22 protein-coding genes and 1 other annotated feature (1 of these 23 cut by a window edge) are annotated in these 18,562 nt (G+C 35.7%); of the genes, 16 read left to right on the plus strand and 6 right to left on the minus strand.

Translation table 11 applies throughout. The features are described from left to right. Window positions 1–304 (minus strand) — a binding site (T-box leader) (it extends 9 nt beyond the left edge of the window). Between the two features lie 246 nt (window positions 305–550). Then, the gene (brnQ, locus tag ACTSKG_RS14825; protein ID WP_464755333.1) at window positions 551–1,891 is read left to right on the plus strand and encodes a branched-chain amino acid transport system II carrier protein; all 1,341 of its coding nucleotides are present in this window, start codon (window positions 551–553) and stop codon (window positions 1,889–1,891) included. Window positions 1,892–2,312: 421 nt separating this feature from the next. Here brnQ and ACTSKG_RS14830 read toward each other — a convergent pair whose 3' ends face one another. Together ACTSKG_RS14830 and ACTSKG_RS14835 are read right to left on the minus strand one after the other, a co-directional pair. Next, window positions 2,313–2,957, minus strand: coding sequence for a GntR family transcriptional regulator (locus tag ACTSKG_RS14830; protein ID WP_464755334.1), 645 nt, complete (start codon window positions 2,955–2,957; stop codon window positions 2,313–2,315). 75 nt (window positions 2,958–3,032) lie between these two features. After that, complete coding sequence (locus ACTSKG_RS14835; RefSeq protein WP_464755335.1) at window positions 3,033–3,659, minus strand: YfbR-like 5'-deoxynucleotidase; 627 nt, start codon at window positions 3,657–3,659, stop codon at window positions 3,033–3,035. Between the two features lie 123 nt (window positions 3,660–3,782). Here ACTSKG_RS14835 and ACTSKG_RS14840 point away from each other — a divergent pair, with 123 nt between their 5' ends. From ACTSKG_RS14840 to ACTSKG_RS14860, 5 genes are all read left to right on the plus strand, one after another. Continuing rightward, window positions 3,783–4,238 (plus strand): DUF3052 domain-containing protein, encoded by a 456-nt coding sequence (locus tag ACTSKG_RS14840; RefSeq protein WP_464755336.1) that lies wholly within the window; start codon window positions 3,783–3,785, stop codon window positions 4,236–4,238. After that, complete coding sequence (locus ACTSKG_RS14845; RefSeq protein ID WP_464755337.1) at window positions 4,231–4,689, plus strand: DinB family protein; 459 nt, start codon at window positions 4,231–4,233, stop codon at window positions 4,687–4,689. Before ACTSKG_RS14840 ends, ACTSKG_RS14845 begins: the two co-directional genes overlap by 8 nt. 37 nt (window positions 4,690–4,726) lie before the next feature. After that, a complete protein-coding gene (locus ACTSKG_RS14850; RefSeq protein WP_464755338.1) occupies window positions 4,727–5,212 on the plus strand; it encodes a TraR/DksA C4-type zinc finger protein in 486 nt (161 codons plus the stop codon). A gap of 86 nt (window positions 5,213–5,298) precedes the next feature. After that, on the plus strand, window positions 5,299–5,688 hold the full coding sequence (locus tag ACTSKG_RS14855; protein ID WP_464755339.1) for a thiol-disulfide oxidoreductase DCC family protein: 390 nt from the start codon (window positions 5,299–5,301) through the stop codon (window positions 5,686–5,688). A gap of 75 nt (window positions 5,689–5,763) precedes the next feature. Next, complete coding sequence (locus ACTSKG_RS14860; protein WP_464755340.1) at window positions 5,764–6,747, plus strand: NAD(P)/FAD-dependent oxidoreductase; 984 nt, start codon at window positions 5,764–5,766, stop codon at window positions 6,745–6,747. A 49-nt stretch (window positions 6,748–6,796) separates the two neighbouring features. On the opposite strand, the gene ACTSKG_RS14865 is transcribed toward ACTSKG_RS14860, so the two are convergent. Then, entirely contained in the window at window positions 6,797–7,171 is a 375-nt protein-coding gene (locus tag ACTSKG_RS14865) for a nucleotide excision repair endonuclease (RefSeq protein ID WP_464755341.1), read from the minus strand. 141 nt (window positions 7,172–7,312) lie between these two features. Between ACTSKG_RS14865 and ACTSKG_RS14870 the strand changes: the two genes are divergently transcribed. The 8 genes from ACTSKG_RS14870 to ACTSKG_RS14905 all read left to right on the plus strand — a co-directional run bounded on the left by ACTSKG_RS14870 (window position 7,313) and on the right by ACTSKG_RS14905 (window position 13,050). Continuing rightward, window positions 7,313–7,813 carry a DinB family protein gene (locus ACTSKG_RS14870; protein WP_464755342.1) on the plus strand — a complete coding sequence of 167 codons (501 nt, stop codon included), beginning with the start codon at window positions 7,313–7,315 and terminating at the stop codon, window positions 7,811–7,813. Window positions 7,814–7,884: 71 nt separating this feature from the next. Then, window positions 7,885–8,868 (plus strand): diaminopimelate dehydrogenase, encoded by a 984-nt coding sequence (locus ACTSKG_RS14875; RefSeq protein ID WP_464755343.1) that lies wholly within the window; start codon window positions 7,885–7,887, stop codon window positions 8,866–8,868. Between the two features lie 57 nt (window positions 8,869–8,925). Further along, window positions 8,926–9,870, plus strand: a complete 945-nt coding sequence (locus ACTSKG_RS14880; RefSeq protein WP_464755344.1) for a dipeptidase — start codon at window positions 8,926–8,928, stop codon at window positions 9,868–9,870. Window positions 9,871–10,014: 144 nt separating this feature from the next. Further along, window positions 10,015–10,488: a hypothetical protein gene (locus ACTSKG_RS14885; RefSeq protein ID WP_464755345.1), complete on the plus strand. Its 474-nt coding sequence runs from the start codon at window positions 10,015–10,017 to the stop codon at window positions 10,486–10,488. A gap of 12 nt (window positions 10,489–10,500) precedes the next feature. After that, on the plus strand, window positions 10,501–10,875 hold the full coding sequence (locus tag ACTSKG_RS14890) for a YobA family protein (protein ID WP_464755346.1): 375 nt from the start codon (window positions 10,501–10,503) through the stop codon (window positions 10,873–10,875). A gap of 157 nt (window positions 10,876–11,032) precedes the next feature. Beyond that, entirely contained in the window at window positions 11,033–12,205 is a 1,173-nt protein-coding gene (locus ACTSKG_RS14895; protein ID WP_464755347.1) for an MFS transporter, read from the plus strand. A 3-nt stretch (window positions 12,206–12,208) separates the two neighbouring features. Then, the gene (locus tag ACTSKG_RS14900; RefSeq protein WP_464755348.1) at window positions 12,209–12,352 is read left to right on the plus strand and encodes a hypothetical protein; all 144 of its coding nucleotides are present in this window, start codon (window positions 12,209–12,211) and stop codon (window positions 12,350–12,352) included. A gap of 92 nt (window positions 12,353–12,444) precedes the next feature. Then, window positions 12,445–13,050, plus strand: a complete 606-nt coding sequence (locus ACTSKG_RS14905; RefSeq protein ID WP_464755349.1) for an alpha/beta hydrolase — start codon at window positions 12,445–12,447, stop codon at window positions 13,048–13,050. A gap of 140 nt (window positions 13,051–13,190) precedes the next feature. Here ACTSKG_RS14905 and ACTSKG_RS14910 read toward each other — a convergent pair whose 3' ends face one another. Beyond that, a complete protein-coding gene (locus ACTSKG_RS14910; RefSeq protein ID WP_464755350.1) occupies window positions 13,191–15,323 on the minus strand; it encodes an MMPL family transporter in 2,133 nt (710 codons plus the stop codon). A gap of 105 nt (window positions 15,324–15,428) precedes the next feature. Between ACTSKG_RS14910 and ACTSKG_RS14915 the strand changes: the two genes are divergently transcribed. After that, window positions 15,429–16,058: a pentapeptide repeat-containing protein gene (locus tag ACTSKG_RS14915; RefSeq protein WP_464755351.1), complete on the plus strand. Its 630-nt coding sequence runs from the start codon at window positions 15,429–15,431 to the stop codon at window positions 16,056–16,058. Between the two features lie 35 nt (window positions 16,059–16,093). Here the strand turns inward: ACTSKG_RS14915 and ACTSKG_RS14920 are convergent, their stop codons facing one another. After that, complete coding sequence (locus ACTSKG_RS14920; protein WP_464755352.1) at window positions 16,094–17,092, minus strand: anion permease; 999 nt, start codon at window positions 17,090–17,092, stop codon at window positions 16,094–16,096. 12 nt (window positions 17,093–17,104) lie between these two features. Further along, the gene (locus tag ACTSKG_RS14925; protein WP_464755353.1) at window positions 17,105–17,725 is read right to left on the minus strand and encodes a DUF47 domain-containing protein; all 621 of its coding nucleotides are present in this window, start codon (window positions 17,723–17,725) and stop codon (window positions 17,105–17,107) included. Between the two features lie 318 nt (window positions 17,726–18,043). On the opposite strand from ACTSKG_RS14925, the gene ACTSKG_RS14930 reads away from it, so the two are divergent. After that, complete coding sequence (locus tag ACTSKG_RS14930) at window positions 18,044–18,553, plus strand: hypothetical protein (RefSeq protein ID WP_464755354.1); 510 nt, start codon at window positions 18,044–18,046, stop codon at window positions 18,551–18,553. Window positions 18,554–18,562 lie beyond the last annotated feature (9 nt).

The following is an 18,562-nucleotide window of genomic DNA, read 5'->3' on the forward strand; positions in this document are numbered from 1 at the left end:
GAGATTTAGAAAGTCGTCGTGGTACCACCCCAGTTTATTAATATGTCACCATATTAATCTCATTCGGTACAGCATCTTAATTTAATCTTCGGCGTAATTGTATGTTTGTACAATTAATTCCGTGTAAAAAGATATGCGAATACCTTAGCTCTATAACGGGAGCTCCCGTTACACTATCCCCTAAGGCTAGGTTCCAATGTAATGCTCAGAGGCTTGGTTCAATAAAAAATTCATGCTCCTTTTCACCAACTGGAGCTCTCTGCAATGGAATTTATGTATTTACTCTTCTCTTCATGGCATCTAAATTTTTCTAATAGTAGCATGTTTAGGGTGATTATGTAAATATTAAATTGAAATACAAAGTATATGAAATTACATCAATTTTCAATAAATTTCGTCTGATATATTGCATTCTGCTGCTATACATAGTATCATCAGTTCTGATATATTGCATGCTGAATAAATGACAGAAATCATTTGAAGCATTCATCTAAGAGGAAATATAGCAGAAATTAAAAATGATTGTTTATCATTATAGGAGGCAAAATAAATGGATTCAAAATTGTCATTCTCCAGTTATCTCGTTATTGGAGTAATGTTATTTGCATTGTTTTTTGGAGCAGGGAATCTAATTTTTCCGGCAAGCTTAGGGCAAAACGCAGGGACAAATGTATGGCCAGCAGTTATTGGGTTTTTGGCAACTGGAATAGGATTACCTTTCTTAGGTACACTAGCAATGGGCTTTTCAGGAAGTAAAAATTTACAAGAGTTATCTAGTAGAGTACATCCAATATTCGCTGTAATTTTTACTACTGTATTATACTTAACAATTGGACCGTTTTTTGCATTACCACGGACAGGTGCAGTTTCTTTTGAAGTGGGTATACTGCCATTTATGAGTCCCGATCATGCGAAGATTGGTTTACTTATTTTTACGATAATATTCTTTGGAGTTACACTTTTATTTTCACTTAATCCGTCAAAAATTGTGGATAATGTTGGGAAATATTTATCGCCTGGAATAATTATTGGGTTATTCATTTTATTATTATTTGTTTTCATTAAACCAATGGGTGGGTTTGAAGCACCTCATGGTAGTTATGTAGACAATGCATTTATGACTGGATTTACAGAAGGCTACAATACAATGGATGCTTTAGCCTCTTTAGTATTCGGAATAATCGTTATCACTGCGGTTCGTTCAATGGGAATCACCTCGACTAAAGGAATTATTGCCGCAACTGCGAAGTCTGGTGGGATTGCCATCTTCTTTTTAGGTGTTATTTATGCAGGTATTGCTTATTTAGGAGCAACAAGTACAGAACTTTTTGGGATATTTGCTAATGGAGGCCCTGTTCTGAGTAGTGCTTCTGAGCATTATTTTGGATCTTTCGGAGCTATACTTTTATCAATTATTATATTCTTAGCTTGTTTGACTACTAGTATTGGTTTGACGACGGCGTGTGGAGAGTATTTTCATACGTTAATGCCAAAAGTTAGTTATAAAGCTTTCGTCATTTTCTTTAGCATCTTTACTTGTATTATTGCTAACTTCGGTTTATCGAATATTATTAAGTATTCTATACCAATGTTAATGCTGCTTTATCCATTAGCGATTGTGTTAATCTTGCTGACGTTTCTTTCACCATTATTTAACCATGCTAGAATTGTATATGTCAGTGTAATGTTTGTCACATTTTTAATCAGTGTGATTGATGGTTTGAAAGCTTTATGTGGTTCTCTCAAAATCGACTATTTTGGATGGATGAATCCCGTTGTATCTCTTTATGAAAACTATTTACCATTTTACAGTGTCGGTCTTGGATGGTTAATTCCTTTCTTAGTTGTAATTCTAATTACAGGTGTTATTGGAAAAATGCAAAAAAGATAAAACAAGTGTTGATTAATTAGAAATATCCATAAAATACTAGGAGCTCAGTCGTTTTTTGGGTTGCTTCGGACTAAAACGATTACTGTTCACCATTACCGAGATTTGTGAACGCGGAGGGATGCGACTTTGTTGCATCTCTCCGCGTTTTTTAACAAAAAATAAGCCCTTGATTAATCGTCAAGGGCTCAGGTTGTAGACAAAGTCATTTTTGATTGGTATCTCTTCAGACTGTCTTGAAAGCGCTTGTCAGTCGAGGCGCGCCAGCACGAGGCGGAAGCGAATAGAACTAAAGTTCATGAGCTTACAACGAAGTGCCAAGCAAGCGTTTTTGTTTGCGACGAGCTGTGCGCAGGAGCAACGAAGAATGCGAGCGTTTGTCAACAGTCTGAGCCCTTGATTAATCGTCAAGGGCTTATTTTCATTAAAACTCTTCAATTGTATAAATCCAATTTGCTCGCATTGTTTCTGCTACTTTCTGAGAATCTTTTTCTCTTAAGAGTTGAATGATTTCTGCATGCTGCTTAATAGAGTATTCTCTTAAAACAATCTTTTCATAATAGAATAATCTTCGCACATGTGCTTGAAGCATCTCTACCATAGAAAGTATGTATGGATTATTTGCAATGTCCACAATAATTTGATGGAACTCTTCATCCACCTTTAATGCAGTGGTAAATTCCTTCGCATATAGTGCGTCTGCAAACTCTTTGTTTTTTTCTTCCAACAATTCAATTGTGGCGTCATCCATATTTTGAATAGATAGCTCCGCTGCAAGCGCTTGCAATACTGCTAACGGTGGAAGTAGATTGTTAATATCTTGTGTTTCTACAGCTGTCACTTGAGTGGCTCTTCCAGGTTGCATTGTTACAAAACCTTGCGACTCTAGAAGTTGCAATGACTCGCGAATTGGTGTTCTACTTACCCCTAGAGCCTGTGCAAGTTCTATATCGTTGAGTTTTTCTTCAGGTTGAAGTGTACCGTCGATTATCCACTGTTGTAACTGATTGAAAGCATGGAGTTTTGCGGTAGTTCGAACAGGTTTTGTATGGTTCACTGGTATAGGCATATGAATACCCTCCCTCAATTACTTAATAGTTTAATATTATTATACAATATACTGTATTTTTTAGTGTATAATTTTTTAATTTTCAAGAATTTTTGTTGTAATTGACCTTATATCTATTACAGATTCTTCCGCTATTATATCTTGAAGCATGACTTCTTTAAAATAAGAAACGCTTTTTTCAAGTGGAATACGAAGAATTTTCTTTAGTGCACTTTCATACATTTTTAAAAATTCTATATCCGTGTTTCCTCGTTGTAGCTCTGCAAAAGCCTCATATACTTGATCCAACTTGTCGGCAAGTTCTAACAACCTACCTTCAATAGTTTCATCTTTTCCTTCTTTCATTCGATCAAAAAAGATCGGTTGGAACTCTGTTGGAATTTCGTCTAAAATAAACTTTTCCATCATTTTTTCTTCCACATGTGAAAGCATTTGTTTCAATTCAGGGGAAGCGTGTTTCACTGGTGTTTTAATGTCACCGATGAATATCTCTGCAAAGTCATGGTTAATCGTTTTTTCGTAAAGAGACTTCCAGTCAACAGTTGCACCATTGCTCTCTTCGATTGTAGCAAAAAACATCGCATATTGCGAAACCTTCCAAGAATGAGCAGCTACATTATGCTCCTCGAATTTAAAACGTCCAGGACAACGTATGATTCTTTCTAAATCGTTCATGCTCATAAAAAACTTATGAATACCCATTAACAAACACTCCTTTGTATTTATAATACTTTAATTACAGGAAATAATGTAATAAAAGCATTACTGTATGTTGGCGAAAAAATAAGGTATTATGAATTAAAAATGAAGGTAGGAAAAAATGTGATGGACTTACATTCAATATTAAAGAAATTACAGTGGAAACAAATAGGAGAACCCGTATTAATATTAAATGCTCCAAAGTCTTATGAAGAAATTACTATTGCTTTCGGAGGAAGAGTTGACAGAGAAATTGTAGAGGGAAACTATAAATTTATTCAAGTATTTGGGACATCGATTTATGAAATTTCAACGCTTTCTAAATTAGTTATAAATACTTTAGAAGGAGATGGTCTTTTGTGGTTATGCTATCCAAAAAAATCATCAAAACTATACAAAGGGTCCGATTGCAGCAGAGACGAGGTTGCTAAAATACTTGCAAATGAAGGATTTGAACCTGTCCGAAATATCGCAATTGATGATGACTGGTCGGCATTGCGTTTTCGTAGAGTAGAAAATATTAAAAAGATGGTAAGAAAATTTGCGCATACAGAAGTAGGAAAAGAGCGAACAAATGATTAATGATGCATTAGAGCAATTACAATTCGTTTCAGATACAATTATAGAATTGTTTCAACAAGTAGAGGAAGAACTTTTACATAAACGTCCAATTGCGAACAAAATGAGTGTATGGGAGGTTTGTGTTCATCTCTCCCAAATACCAGGGGCAGATTTGCGTATTCAAAAAGAATATTCGAAAGAGCAAATGACGGAGTACTATCAAACGCATATGCCGGACACGATGGAGAATGTCCATGCACACTTCTTAGAAGGAATGCACGAACTTATCTTATACTATAATGACCTTTCTAAAGAAGAATTAGAACGACAATTTAAGACTTATTGGGGTAGTGAATATAGTGAGGCAGAATGGTTTGTTCAAATCGTCAATCACTTAGTACATCACCGTTCACAGCTATATCAGTATTTATTGTTCTTAAATCGAGACGTACAAATTGTTTTATTTCGTTGAATTCTGGGAATCCTTAAAATAACAAGGAGGAATTCAAATGGTGAAATATGATAAATTAAAAGATACATTACTAAAGCGTTTAGATGAACTAGAAATAAGTATGGAGAATGATGAGGAATTTGAAACAACAGAGTTGTCCAATTACGATAATCATCCTGCAGATAATGCAACCGACTTAATGGATAAACATACACGACTAGCATTACGAAAGCACTCCGAAGATGAGATACAAGATATAAAGGAAGCACTGTTAGCAATGAAGGAAGGAACATATGGTATATGCACCGAATGTTCAAAAGAAATTCCTTTAGAAAGATTAGAAGCTATTCCTTCTACAACTACTTGTGTCGAGCACGCACAACAAGAGGTAAATGAGGATATACGACCTGTTGAAGAATCACTGTTAAATTCTACGACTGATCAACCAGTGGAAAACGAAGACCCGAGAATTCGGGACTTTGAGAACAGTTTTGAAATTTTAGAAGAAGTCGGTTCTTCCGATACACCTTCTGATAAGCAGTAACTTGCATGCCCCCAATACAAGAGTTTGTATTGGGGCATATTCTTTTTCAGTGGCAACTGTTACACTGGGGAAAAGGGGGACTTCATATGACTGCTATTGTTTTGTTTGACGGGGAATGTAACTTTTGCGATGCAAGTGTTCAATTTATTATTGCAAGAGATCCAGCAGGGTACTTTCACTTTGCTGCGCTGCAAAGTGACATTGGGAAAGAACTCAAAAAAAATCACCGAATAAATGAAAAACTGGATGGTGTTATAGTAATTGAAAACAATACAGTATATGATTCCTCCGATGCTGCGCTTTTTATTTGTAAGCATTTAAAAGGAATGTGGAAAATTTTTTACATTTTTAAAATCATACCAAGGTCAATACGAGAAGTAATGTATAAAATATTCGCTAAAAATCGTTATAGATGGTTTGGAAAAAAAGATAGTTGTATGATTCCATCACCAGAAATCCGAAACCGATTTTTGTGAGATTGAAGCAATTTGTGGTACGTTTATGAATGAGAATTATTTTCATTCTAAGGAAAGCAATGAGGTGAAAGGTGTATGGAGAAGGAATTATACGATGTAATAATAATAGGCGGTGGTCCTACAGGATTATTTGCCTCTTTTTATGCGGGATTACGTGACTTAAAAGTGAAAATAATAGATAGTCTACCACAACTTGGTGGTCAGTTAATGGAGCTATATCCAGATAAATATATATATGACATTGGAGGCATTCCAAAGATTTTAGCTCGAGATTTGATAGCAAATTTGGAAGAGCAAGCCGCATATAGTAATCCGACAATTTGTTTAGAAGAGACAGCAAATACACTTGAAAAATCATCAGAGCATTTTACATTAACAACTGATAAAGGCGTTCATTATTCCAAAACAATTTTACTTACTTCAGGAATTGGTGCGTTTCAACCCCGCAAACTAAACGTTCCAGGATCAGCGGATTATGAAGGGAAAAACTTGCATTACAAAGTAAAGGACATAAACCATTTCAAAGATTCTAATGTGCTGGTCCTTGGTGGAGGTGACTCTGCACTGGATTGGTCCTTAATGTTAGAAGATGTTGCGGAAAACGTCACTATTTGTCACCGAAAAGAACAGTTTACAGCACATGAGATGACCGTCCAGCAACTTCGTAATTCGAATGTTCAAGTGAAAACTCCTTTCGGTATAAAGGAGTTAGTTGGAAACGGAGAAAGTGTTCATGAAGTAGTAATCGTAGCGAAAGATAAATCGGAACAAAGAATTCCGGTAGATCATGTCATCGTCAATTATGGAAATGTTGCGTCGCTCGGGCCTTTAAAAGATTGGGGGCTAGAAATGCAAAAAAATTCTGTTGTTGTCAATGAAAAAATGGAAACGAATATAGAAGGTATATATGCTGCAGGAGATGTATGCACACACGCTGGGAAAGTTAAGCTCATTGCCGTTGGATTTGGTGAAGTACCAATTGCGATTAGTCATATTAAGACATTCATTGATCCAAAATCACGGGTGCAACCACTCCATAGTACGAGTATTTTTGAATAATGAAAACTAAAAAATCCCATGTCACAATGAAGTGGCATGGGATTTAGTCTTATTTAAAGAACGCTTTGTCAATATTATATTTTGCTTTAAGAGTGTTAATTGCATAAGTTTCATAAATTTCACGATCCATTGCTTCTTCTACGATACTAACGCTAATTTTGTACACTTCTTCACGATGCTTAATCATTGGAGAAACATTGTCTTCAAAGTGTTTTTTAATACGTTGTCTGATTTTACGTGCTTTCCCTACGAATAATAGCTCATCATTTTTATTATAAAACATAAAGATGCCGCCTTTATCACGAGGAATTTGATGGAAATCGATAAATCCATAAATAGATGGAATTTCAATTTCTCCTTCTTTTAGTACTTGTTCGCGCTGGGTAATTGTTACGTTTGGTTTTGGTAATTCGATTTTAATCAATTCGCTCACGTCCTCTTATTGTCTATCCTTTAGTCTACCATAATCGGATAGTAATATCTATTCGCAAAGTAATTCATTGTAAGCAGGATTCCACAACTAAAGTATAGAAATATACTATATAACTTAACTGGAGGGATTTTCTTGATTAGAAAGCTAGAAGATTTTTTAACGAACTGGAAAAGCGAAAGTGATTCTACACTAAAGATCTTAAATACATTAACAGACGACTCTTTGCACCAAAAAGTATATGAAGAAGGTAGAACGCTAGGACAAATTGCGTGGCATATAGTTGTGACCATCGATGAAATGCTAGGAAAAACAGGTCTAAAATTCACTGCAACACCGCATGATGCAGCTCTACCTAAAACAGCAAAAGAAATTGCAGAAGCATATAAAAAATCTAGTGATGCTATGGTCCAAGCGATTAAAGACCAGTGGACAGATGAAACGCTACTAGAAGAAAAAGATATGTATGGGCAAATGTGGCCAATTGCATTAGTACTCCAAGTATTAACATTCCATCAGACACATCATAGAGGGCAGCTTACAATACTAATGCGCCAAGCGGGTCTTGAAGTTCCAGGTATGTATGGTCCATCTAAAGAAGAATGGTTAGCTTTTTCTGGGGAAGCACCTGAATAATTATCCATTGACTATTTAGAATTATGTATGTATTTTTATTAATAAAGTTATTTTGATGGAGGAAAAGACGAATGAGCAAAATTCGAATTGGTATTGTAGGATACGGAAATCTAGGGCGTGGTGTTCAATTTGCAATAAAGCAAAACCCAGATATGGAGCTAGTAGCAGTATTCACAAGACGTGACCCATCTACAGTTCAAGTAAATGATGCTTCGGTTGGTGTGTATTTAGTAGAAGATGCAAAAGATTTCAAAGATAAAGTAGATGTTATGATTTTATGTGGTGGTTCTGCAACAGATTTGCCAGAACAAACACCGCAACTTGCACAAGACTTCCATACAGTAGACAGCTTTGATACACATGCATTAATTCCAGAGTTCTTTGAAAAAGTAGACAAATCAGCGAAAGCTTCAGACAAAGTAAGTATTATTTCTGTTGGATGGGATCCAGGGTTATTTTCATTAAATAGATTGCTTGGGGAAGTTGTTCTTCCGGAAGGGAATACCTATACATTTTGGGGAGACGGCTTAAGCCAAGGACATTCAGATGCAATACGCCGAATTGAAGGTGTAAAAAATGCGGTTCAATATACACTTCCTGTAAAAGAAGCTGTAAACCGTGTGCGTAACGGCGAACAGCCTTCCCTTTCTACGAGAGAAAAGCATACGAGAGATTGCTATGTTGTACTAGAGGCTGGCACGAACAAAGAGCAAGTAGAACAACAAATCGTTTCAATGCCTAATTACTTTGCTGACTACGATACGACTGTGCATTTTATTTCGGAAGATGAACTGAAAAAAGACCATAGTGGAATGCCTCATGGTGGTTTTGTCATTCGAAGTGGAGTAAGTGGTGCGAATGAACAACAATTAATGGAATTTTCATTAAAACTTGATAGCAATCCAAACTTCACTTCAAGTGTATTAGTTGCATATGCAAGAGCAGCTTACAAACTTGGCCAATCTGGTCAAAGTGGTGCAAAAACAGTTTATGATATTCCTTTAGGTTTATTATCACCTAAATCAGAAGCACAACTAAGAGCAGAATTACTATAAAAATAAAACCGGTGCCTCTTTTATCAGAGTACCGGTTTTTGTATAGGGGAGAAGAATGTGAAGATATACGATTTGCATTGTGATGTGCTGTATAAACTAGCAATGTCCGAAAACCCAATTCCTTTTGAAGATTCTCCTTTGCTACAGGCAAACAAAAAAGCATTAGAAGCTGGTGAAGTAGCTCTTCAGGTATTTGCGGTGTTTGTTTCAGAAGGGTTTCCAAAAGAGAAACAATTTATGGAGGCAATCCGTCAAATTGAATTTTTTCATACAGAGATTGTTGGAAAAAATGATAATGTAGTTGCAATTTACAAGTGGGAGCAACTACAACTGCTACAAGAAGGACAAATTGGAGCAGTGTTATCCCTAGAAGGTCTTGACATGATTGACGGAGATATACAAAAGTTAAAGTTATTATTGTCCCACGGAGTAAAATTAGTTGGACTTACATGGAATGGTGCGAACGAGGTTGCGGATGGTGCATTTGAGAATTCGGGAACAGGATTAACCTCCTTTGGAGAAGAGGTTATAGCTTTATTAAACGAACAAAATATTATTATCGACGTATCGCATTTGAGTGAAAAATCATTTTGGGATGTATTACCGAAAGCAAAGTGGCTCATGGCAAGTCACTCAAATGCTCGAGCAATATGTGATTCGGCAAGAAATTTAACGGATAATCAATTAAAAGCATTAGTTAATAGAAACTCACCAATTCATGTTGTATACTATCCACAGTTTATTAACAATTCTAAAAAACCAGTAGAAATGCAAGACTTAGTGGAGCATGTGGATCATATTGCTTCTCTTGGAGGTAAACATTTGGTAGGATTGGGTTCAGACTTCGATGGAATAGGCGAATTTGTTTTTGGGCTTGAAGATGCTTCCAAAACTCAAAATTTAGTAAAGCAGTTATTAAAAAGTTATTCTACTAAAGAAGTAGAAGGATTTACATCCAAAAACTTTGGGAGATTTGTCAATCAGATTAGCAAGGAGGAATAATATTGAGTAGTTTGCCCGACTGGTTTTTTGCAGTAGCGATTGCAGTAGTCATTTGTTTCATCCTTGTTGCAGAGTGGTTGACGCGAAGAGGGTAAAGAGTATGGTATACTAGACAAATGAAAAACCAAGAGAAAGAGGAATTACATGTTAACATTTGAAGAAAAAGAAGCCATTATCCAAGAATTTGCGGAACTAACTCGAAGAGAAGTATCGATGAAACGAGTAAATTACCATTATGAAGATAGCTTATACGAAAAAACAACGGTCATTTATCATCTTCATCCAAATGGGAATGGGTTTGTATATGTAGGAGATCTTCCACAATATGAAGCAGCCGATGATAAAGGACTATTGAATATTCGTGAAGCTTCGGCAGAAGAATTAAGAACAATAATTAAAGACTCTATTGCTTATTTATCTACTGAGGAAGAAAAGTTATTAGATGAAGAAGTAGAAGAAGAATGGAAAAACAAAGAAGATTCCAAGCTAACGTTATTACAAGAAGATACACTTTGGAATATTTATCATGGCTATAACTTGGAAGAAAGTTTTGGTTCTTATGACGAAGCAAAATCTTATCTTTTAGAAGAAGGCTTCCGCCTAGTTGGGAAGAAGTAAGGAGGTCTTCATATGAAAGGGAAGTATACTGTTTTCATCATTCTAGCGATTATTTTCGTCGCAATTGGAGCTACCTTTTATTTAGTTATGCAATTTTTTGAAGACAACCCGACCCAACCTCAACCGATTGGTTATAGTACAGGCATAATTGTTGAAATGAATGACAGCAGTATTTTAGTTGTCAGTGATTTATCGGGAGAGGAAGCGAGAAAGCTTACTGTCGAAGAAGCAACGAATACTGGTAAAGATGCGACATGGTTTTCATTGACGATGGATCAGCGAAATCAGTTAAAGTTGTATGATAAAGTGAAAGTTGGGTATGAAGCACTGAATGAATCATTTCCAGCGCAAGGATCTGCCAAAACAGTTGAGAAGTTAAATGAATAATAAGATGACCGATGTAACGCGAGGATATATTCTCCGTACATCGGTTTTTTTATATTCAAGGTGCACGAGATTTGTTAATTGTTGCACTGTTGATAAGAGTAGAAAAGCATGTTACTCTTTTGCAGTGTGTAGTTTTTTGGATGAAAGTAGGTTTGTAATGACAAAAGATCAACGAAAGAAATTATTTGTATTAATGATAAATATGTTTATTGCAGTAGCAAGCTTTGGGATTATCATTCCCATACTGCCCTCTTATTTAAAATCGATTGGACAGGGTGGAACTGCTGCCGGACTTATGATTGCCATTTTTGCAGGTGCACAACTTTTTATGTCTCCAATCGCGGGAAAATGGGCAGATCAATATGGAAGAAGAATTATGATCATTGCAGGTTTAAGTGGTTTAGCATTATCTATGTTTGTTTTTTATCTGTCGGATTCGGTCGGTATTTTGTATGTATCACGTGTTATCGGTGGAGTAGGAGCAGCGTTATTAATCCCAGCAATTTTTGCATATGTTGCGGATATTACAACGATGGATCAACGTGCAAAAGGGAATAGCTTCATTTCAGCTTCTATGTCACTCGGTATTGTAATTGGTCCTGGGATTGGTGGATTCTTGGCAGATTTCGGTTTGAAAATGCCGCTCCTTATCTCAGCAATTGTCGGTGTTGCAGCAGTTATATTTTCTTTGTTTGTTCTGAAGGAAAGCAAACCTGAAATTGGTGCAGCTGAAAACAAACCAGAGCCTATGGTGAAAGAGATTGTTCAATCGTTTAAAAAGCCCTATTTTATCCCACTTGTCATAACACTTGTGATGAGTTTTGGTTTAATGGCATATGAATCGGTTCTTGGACTTTTTGTAGACAACGAGTTTGGTGCTTCTCCTCGAGACATTGCATGGATGGTAACCGCGACTGGCATTGTCAGTGTAATTGTTCAGTTGTTTGCTGTCGATAAGATCGTACGCCGCTTTGGCGAGGCAAACGTATTGAAAATATTCTTAGGTATCACTGCTTTAGGATTTTTTCTGTCCATCGTGGCCTCAAGTTATGCGTTTTTCTTCGTAATCACAATGATTATTTTCCTTTCTACTTCTATTTTACGTCCAGTCCTAACCACGTTAATCTCGAAGTTAGCAGGTCAAGAGCAAGGCTTTGCAATGGGTATGAATAATGCGTATATGAGTATTGGAAATGTATTGGGTCCATTACTTGCAGGGTTATTATACGATGTGCATATTATTTATCCATTTGTATTAGGATTGATTGTGTTACTTATAACGATGATTGGATCGATTTTATGGAAGGGTACAAAGAAGTTAGTAGTCTAATAAATGCTGTTCCGTAGAGTTAATTGCGGAGCAGTTTTTTTAGTAACAAGATTGCTCCCGATGGAACTAAAAAGTATAACGGAATTTGCGATTCGTGTGGATGAGTCGGAAAAGTTGAAAGCACTTTTCGGTAAGTTGGAATATTAGTTATTTTAGTTGGAAACCTCTTTATTTGACCTAGAAATTGATTCAAGTTATAATTATCTCAAATTCGAGATAATTATAAAAGGAGTTTTAATATGAAGCATGTTTTTTATAAAGGGACAGATTCGACGCGACCAACATTATTGCTTTTACACGGTACAGGTGGAAATGAGCATGATTTAGTAGGTTTGGGTAAAGAAATAGACGACTCGGCAAATATTTTAAGTGTTCGTGGAAATGTATTAGAAAATGGAATGCCTCGTTTTTTTAAACGCTTAGCTGAAGGTGTATTTGATATGGAGGATTTGATGTTCCGAACAGAGGAATTAAAAAAATTCATTGATGAAGCAGCTAAAAACTATGAGTTTGAGCGTGATAATGTTGTGGCTGTTGGATATTCAAATGGTGCCAATATCGCGGCAAATCTATTGTTTGAATATGAAAGTGTATTAAAAGGTGCAATTTTACACCATCCAATGGTACCAAGACGTGGTGTGGAATTACCTTCGCTTTTAGGAACTCCTGTATTCATAGGAGCGGGAAAAAACGATTTTATGTGCCCGGCTAAGGAATCCGAGGATTTACGTGACATGCTACAAGGTGCAGGAGCAGAAGTAGAGTTGTTTTGGCATGCCTATGGTCACCAGTTAACGCAAGATGAGGTGCAAGCAGCGAAGGACTGGTACCAAACTAAATTTTAATCGCAAAAATAGGAGAATCGGTCGAATAGGACAAATAATCGGTCGAATATAGCTCAAAATCGGTTGAATCAAACAAATAATCGGTCGAATGAAAGATAACAGCCAAGCAGAAAATCTTTTCTGCTTGGCTGTTATCTTTCTTAATGCCATTTACTCGCTTTATATGTGCCTTTTCTAAAGGGCATCCACCAATTCCATTTACCAAGAAGCTTCATTAAGCTTGGTACCAACAATAAACGAATAATCGATGCATCGATGGCAATAGCAATTGCTATGCCGACCCCAATTTGCTTAACTGGCATCACGTCCGTAAATGCAAAGGCACCTGTGATAACAATCATAATGAGTGCTGCGGAAGTAATAATTTTACTAGTGGATGTAAGTCCATCAATCGTAGCAGTTGTGTTATCAAGACTTTTCGAATACTCTTCTTGAATACGAGAAATTAAAAACACTTCGTAGTCCATACTTAATCCGAACACTAAACTAAATACAATTACCGGAATTATTAGTGCAATCGATGTTGCCTCTATTCCAAGATGTCCGTATTGGAAAATGTAAACAAGTATTCCAAAAGTGGAGGAGAGCCCGATTACATTCATAATAATCGCCTTTAAAGGGATTAAAATGGAACGGAAAGCAACCATTAAAATGACAAAAGTAGATCCTAAAATGATCGCTAGCAGTACTCCTACTTTATTAAATATTTCATCGAAAATTTCTTGATTAAATTTTGGACGACCACCTAGCATTGTATCTACGCCTAAATCTTTTTCAGACCATTCGCGAGCCCAATCTTGTGCCTCGGTAGAAGAGCCGTTCAATTTAAGAGTTACTGGGATTAATAATTTATCTTTTTGAACAAATGTATCGAGCAAAGGAGTTAACTTCCCTTTTATTTCTGGAATTTGCATGCTTTGCTCCCATTGTTCTACAGTGGGAATTTTACTTGCAGTATAGATGGAATTAATGGAATCTACATCTTTATCAGCCAGCAGTTGTTCTTCTAATTTCTTCATTTCTTTCAGACCTTCTGTATTCTCCCAACCATCTTTACGTTCTGCAATCATATAGATAGTTGACTTCTCACCTAAACCAAACTCCTTATCTATTAATTCAAAAGCTTGTCGAGAATCAAAAGATAGTGGCAATGAATTGGCGCTTGGAATAGCTAATTTCATATCTTTGACTGGAATAATACCAACCCCCAATACAATTAGCGCGACAAGTATTAAAGGTACAGGGTGTTTCATTACATATGAAGCAAAGCTCCGCCATCTAGAAGAAGCTCCTGGTTTCACACGTATTAATGTCCATTTATTAATACGATCTTTAAGTAAAAGTAGTATCGCTGGTAGCAATGTGATAGATGCTAAAACAGCCATCAATACGACAAGCATACCGCCTAGTGCAATGTTTTGGAATATTTCTACTTTCATTACAAGCATCGCACCTAATCCAATAAATACACAAACCGCTGAGAAAATAATGGAGCGACCGGCAGTCAAAATCGCTGTTTGTACCGCCTCTTGCGCCGAATTGTTTATTCGCTCCTCTTTGTATCGATTGATTAGTAATAAGGCAAAATCGATGCTGAGTGCTAACCCTAACATTGGAATAATATTCATGACGAATATGGATAAATCCATCGTACCACTAAACAAAGTCATCATTCCAAAAGTGGTTACAACTGTAATAACACCAACTACAAGCGGTATAAACGCAGCAACTACACTTCCAAATGCGAGTAAGAGTACAATGATAGCAATTGGTAAACCGATTGCCTCTGCGTTTACCAAGTCTTTTTGGCTAGCACTATTAATATCTTTATTAATCGCAGCTCCGCCTGTTAATGTAACTCCTTTTTCGCCACTGATTGCCTCTCGTAAAGTATCCACTACTCTTGGTAAATCATTTGTATCGCTATTAAAATGGAGCATAGCATAAGCGACATGATCCTTGTAAAGAGAGGAGTCATCCAAGGGGGATTTAATGGATTCTGCAATATGTAGTCCTTCAATATTTGCTAAAGTCTTTTTTATTGTTTCATCGGTTGTGTGATCGAACACTACAAACATTGTCTCGGCAGGTAGGTCAAACGTATCTGTCAATTCCTCCATGACTTGCTGATGTTCTCCGTCTGTTTTAAATCCATCACCTTGTAATAAACCAGGCAACCGAATTGCAAAAATATCTAAAATAATAAATAGTATTAACCAAGCAATCAGTATTGCTTTATAGTAACGTGTTACTATATTAGATAAAAAAAGCATACATTTCCTCCTAACACATATCTATCACTTATTGTACTGGAAAGAAGGGAGAACATGCTAATATAATGTTAAAATGATAGAATCCATAAAAGGGAGGAATAAAAAATGAAAATTGCTCCACCGAAATTACCTAATTCTCTAACGGATTTAAATATAGGTGATGCGCTTCTAGAAGATAATTATATTTCAGGAGGAATTGTGACATCTTTCAATTTAGACGAAGTGCTAGAGGATAAAATTATTTTTGATCAAATTCACTTTCAACATATTTCGATGGAAGGCACTCAATTTCACCAAGTAGAATTTATTGATTGTTTATTTGAAAAATGTGATTTATCTAATGTCGACTTTGGGGACGCCGTGTTCCACCGGGTTGAAATAAGAAACTCAAAATTATTAGGTTCAAATATTTCACAATGTAGACTTACTGAGGTAAAAATTGAAGACTCAGTTGCAAATTACACGAGTATTAGTTTTTCTAAACTCAAAAAAGTCGCTTTTAAACGAACTACGCTAAATCGTGCTGATTTTATTGAAGCGTCATTTGATAAAGTAAGTTTTGAAAAATGTGAATTGGATGGAGCTAATTTTACGGAGACATCTTTAGAAAATATTGATTTAAGCTCTAATACATATGAGCAACTTACGGTTTCCATGGAGAAGCTTACAGATTGTACAGTATCTACCGAACAAGCAATTGGGTTTGCAAAATCATTAGGACTAATCGTAAAATAATAAAACCCCTTGTCCAAAAGACAAGGGGATCTCTTTTAAAAAATTAAACTAAGAACTCTGTAAATGACAGCTGCCAACATTGCAGAAATCGGTAGTGTTATGACCCAAGTAAGGACAATTTTTTTTGCTACTCCCCATTTTACACCTTTCACACGTTGAGCTGCTCCAACTCCCATAATAGCAGAAGAGATAACATGTGTTGTGGAAACTGGTAAATGAATCGTAGTTGCCCCGAAAATAATCATAGCAGATGATAAATCAGCTGCTGCTCCGTTGATTGGACGAATTTTCATGATTTTTCCACCAACAGTTTTAATGATTTTATAACCACCAATAGAAGTTCCTAGCCCCATTGCAGTTGCGGCTGCTAGACGCACCCACATCTGAATATCATCAGATGTTTGTAATTCTGCAGCAATTAAAGCCATAGTGATAATTCCCATTGCTTTTTGAGCATCATTTGTACCATGTGTAAAAGATTGTAGTGCTGCTGTTCCAATTTGGACCGTGCGGAATCCTTTATTGGTTCCATATAAGCTCCTGTTTTTAAAGATTACTTTAAATAAAGACATCATTAGAAACCCAACTACAATCGCAATAAATGGAGAAACAATTAACGCTTCTAAAATTTTAACAAATCCAGTGTAGTTTAGTATCGCAAAACCAGCTGCAGAAATCGCAGCACCGGCAATAGAGCCAATTAGTGCATGAGATGAACTAGATGGAATTCCGTAATACCACGTAACTAAGTTCCAGATAATAGCTGAAAGAAGCGCAGCAAGTATAACTAGTGATCCGTTTTGTAAAGCAAATGGATCTACAATATCTTTCGTTATCGTTTTGGCAACCCCTGTAAAAGTAAGGGCTCCAATAAAGTTCATCGTTGCAGCCATCAGAATAGCTACTCTTGGCTTTAAAGCTCTCGTTGAAACAGATGTTGCAATTGCGTTAGCTGTATCATGAAATCCATTGATAAAGTCAAAACCTAATGCGCAAATAACAACAAGAATGGTGAGAAAGAGTACATAATCCATATAAACGCTCTCCTACGCATTACGCATGATAATTGTTTCAAGCGTATTAGCTACGTTTTGACAAAAATCTGCGATATCTTCTAATTGTTCATATATATCTTTAAATTGGATAATTCGAATAGGATCTTTTTCTTTTAAGAATAATTGTTTAATCGATGAGCGTAATACTTCGTCACATTTTCGTTCGTAATCTTTAATAAGAATAGAATGTTCATGCATTTGAAGTAATTTTTTATGAGCAAGGAGCTCCATAGCTTTTACGATTTCATCTGTACTTTTAACAATGTAACCTAAAAAAGTACGCATAGAATCATCGATTTCAATAAGAGAGAACATTTCTAAATGGGCAGTGAAGTTATCAATTCCATCTAAAATATCGTCCATTGTAATAGCTAATTGCAAAATGTCCTCACGTTCAATTGGAGTCATAAAGGATTTATTAAGCATAACAATTAAATCATGAATTAAAGTATCTCCCGCTGTCTCGTAATTTTTTAAATGTACACTAATTTCCTTTAAGTCTGAAAAAGTGTTAATACGAAAATCGTCTGCATAATGAGCAGCTTCTTGTACATTTTTGGCAATTTTTAATAACGAGGAAAAAAATGGATCTGGTTTTCTTGAACTAATCATAAAAGCCTCCTGGACTTTAAGAATTTTTTGTAGTCGTTTAATCTCAAATATCATAACAAAAAAATTGCAAAATCTACACACTTTTTACTTAAAGATTGCGAAATTTACAATCCTGTAACATTACTCCCTAAAATAAGGTTACAATTATGTCATGAAAACGTTTTTATTTCTCATTATTCTTTTTATTAAAATAATTGTCGAATATAAAAGAATACAATTTAGAAGTAATAAATATTTTTTAGTAAAAAAGTAAAAATATGAAACTTTCTGAAATTGCTATCGTATATATTATTTAGATGGATAGTAACCAAGAAAGGAGTGGTAAAAATCGAACAATTCTTTTTATACGGTTTAATAATTGTAGGACTTATCACGATTTTATATGTATTATTTGCGGATGCAATTGATGGGATGGATGCAGGCGTTTTTAACCCAACGGTGATTTTATCATTTATTTTATTCGTATGTGCAACAGGTTTTATATTATTAAAACTTACCGAGTGGAGTAATACGGTTATTATCGTCACTGCATTTATTGTTTCTTGTATTTTATCGTTCTTGTTATACTTTTTTGTTTTGTTACCGTTGTCATCTGCAGAAGTTTCAACTGCATATACAGACCAATCTTTGCAAGGTTCGGTGGGGAAAGTTATTGTTCCAATTCCTAAAGATGGATTTGGAGAAATTGTTATTGAAACGGTGAACGGGTTGATATCAAAACGAGCTGCTGAATATGACAATGAAGAAATTGATTATGGTAAAAAAGTGTTAGTCATTGATGTAGCAGGTGGAACATTTCTTGTAAAAGAATATGAACCATTGAAATAATAATTAGGG

The sequence above is a fragment of the Psychrobacillus syltrankelensis genome (genome assembly GCF_055454035.1).

Coding starts and splice junctions, on each gene's coding strand:
- ACTSKG_RS14885 (WP_464755345.1), top strand. CDS start 10,015: ATGTTAACATTTGAAGAAAAAGAAGCCATTATCCAAGAATTTGCGGAA.
- ACTSKG_RS14915 (WP_464755351.1), top strand. CDS start 15,429: ATGAAAATTGCTCCACCGAAATTACCTAATTCTCTAACGGATTTAAAT.
- ACTSKG_RS14875 (WP_464755343.1), top strand. CDS start 7,885: ATGAGCAAAATTCGAATTGGTATTGTAGGATACGGAAATCTAGGGCGT.
- ACTSKG_RS14855 (WP_464755339.1), top strand. CDS start 5,299: ATGACTGCTATTGTTTTGTTTGACGGGGAATGTAACTTTTGCGATGCA.
- ACTSKG_RS14920 (WP_464755352.1), bottom strand. CDS start 17,092: ATGGATTATGTACTCTTTCTCACCATTCTTGTTGTTATTTGCGCATTA.
- ACTSKG_RS14835 (WP_464755335.1), bottom strand. CDS start 3,659: ATGGGTATTCATAAGTTTTTTATGAGCATGAACGATTTAGAAAGAATC.
- ACTSKG_RS14845 (WP_464755337.1), top strand. CDS start 4,231: ATGATTAATGATGCATTAGAGCAATTACAATTCGTTTCAGATACAATT.
- ACTSKG_RS14900 (WP_464755348.1), top strand. CDS start 12,209: ATGCTGTTCCGTAGAGTTAATTGCGGAGCAGTTTTTTTAGTAACAAGA.
- ACTSKG_RS14840 (WP_464755336.1), top strand. CDS start 3,783: ATGGACTTACATTCAATATTAAAGAAATTACAGTGGAAACAAATAGGA.
- ACTSKG_RS14905 (WP_464755349.1), top strand. CDS start 12,445: ATGAAGCATGTTTTTTATAAAGGGACAGATTCGACGCGACCAACATTA.
- ACTSKG_RS14925 (WP_464755353.1), bottom strand. CDS start 17,725: ATGATTAGTTCAAGAAAACCAGATCCATTTTTTTCCTCGTTATTAAAA.
- ACTSKG_RS14860 (WP_464755340.1), top strand. CDS start 5,764: ATGGAGAAGGAATTATACGATGTAATAATAATAGGCGGTGGTCCTACA.
- ACTSKG_RS14890 (WP_464755346.1), top strand. CDS start 10,501: ATGAAAGGGAAGTATACTGTTTTCATCATTCTAGCGATTATTTTCGTC.
- ACTSKG_RS14895 (WP_464755347.1), top strand. CDS start 11,033: ATGACAAAAGATCAACGAAAGAAATTATTTGTATTAATGATAAATATG.
- ACTSKG_RS14850 (WP_464755338.1), top strand. CDS start 4,727: ATGGTGAAATATGATAAATTAAAAGATACATTACTAAAGCGTTTAGAT.
- ACTSKG_RS14830 (WP_464755334.1), bottom strand. CDS start 2,957: ATGCCTATACCAGTGAACCATACAAAACCTGTTCGAACTACCGCAAAA.
- ACTSKG_RS14910 (WP_464755350.1), bottom strand. CDS start 15,323: ATGCTTTTTTTATCTAATATAGTAACACGTTACTATAAAGCAATACTG.
- brnQ (WP_464755333.1), top strand. CDS start 551: ATGGATTCAAAATTGTCATTCTCCAGTTATCTCGTTATTGGAGTAATG.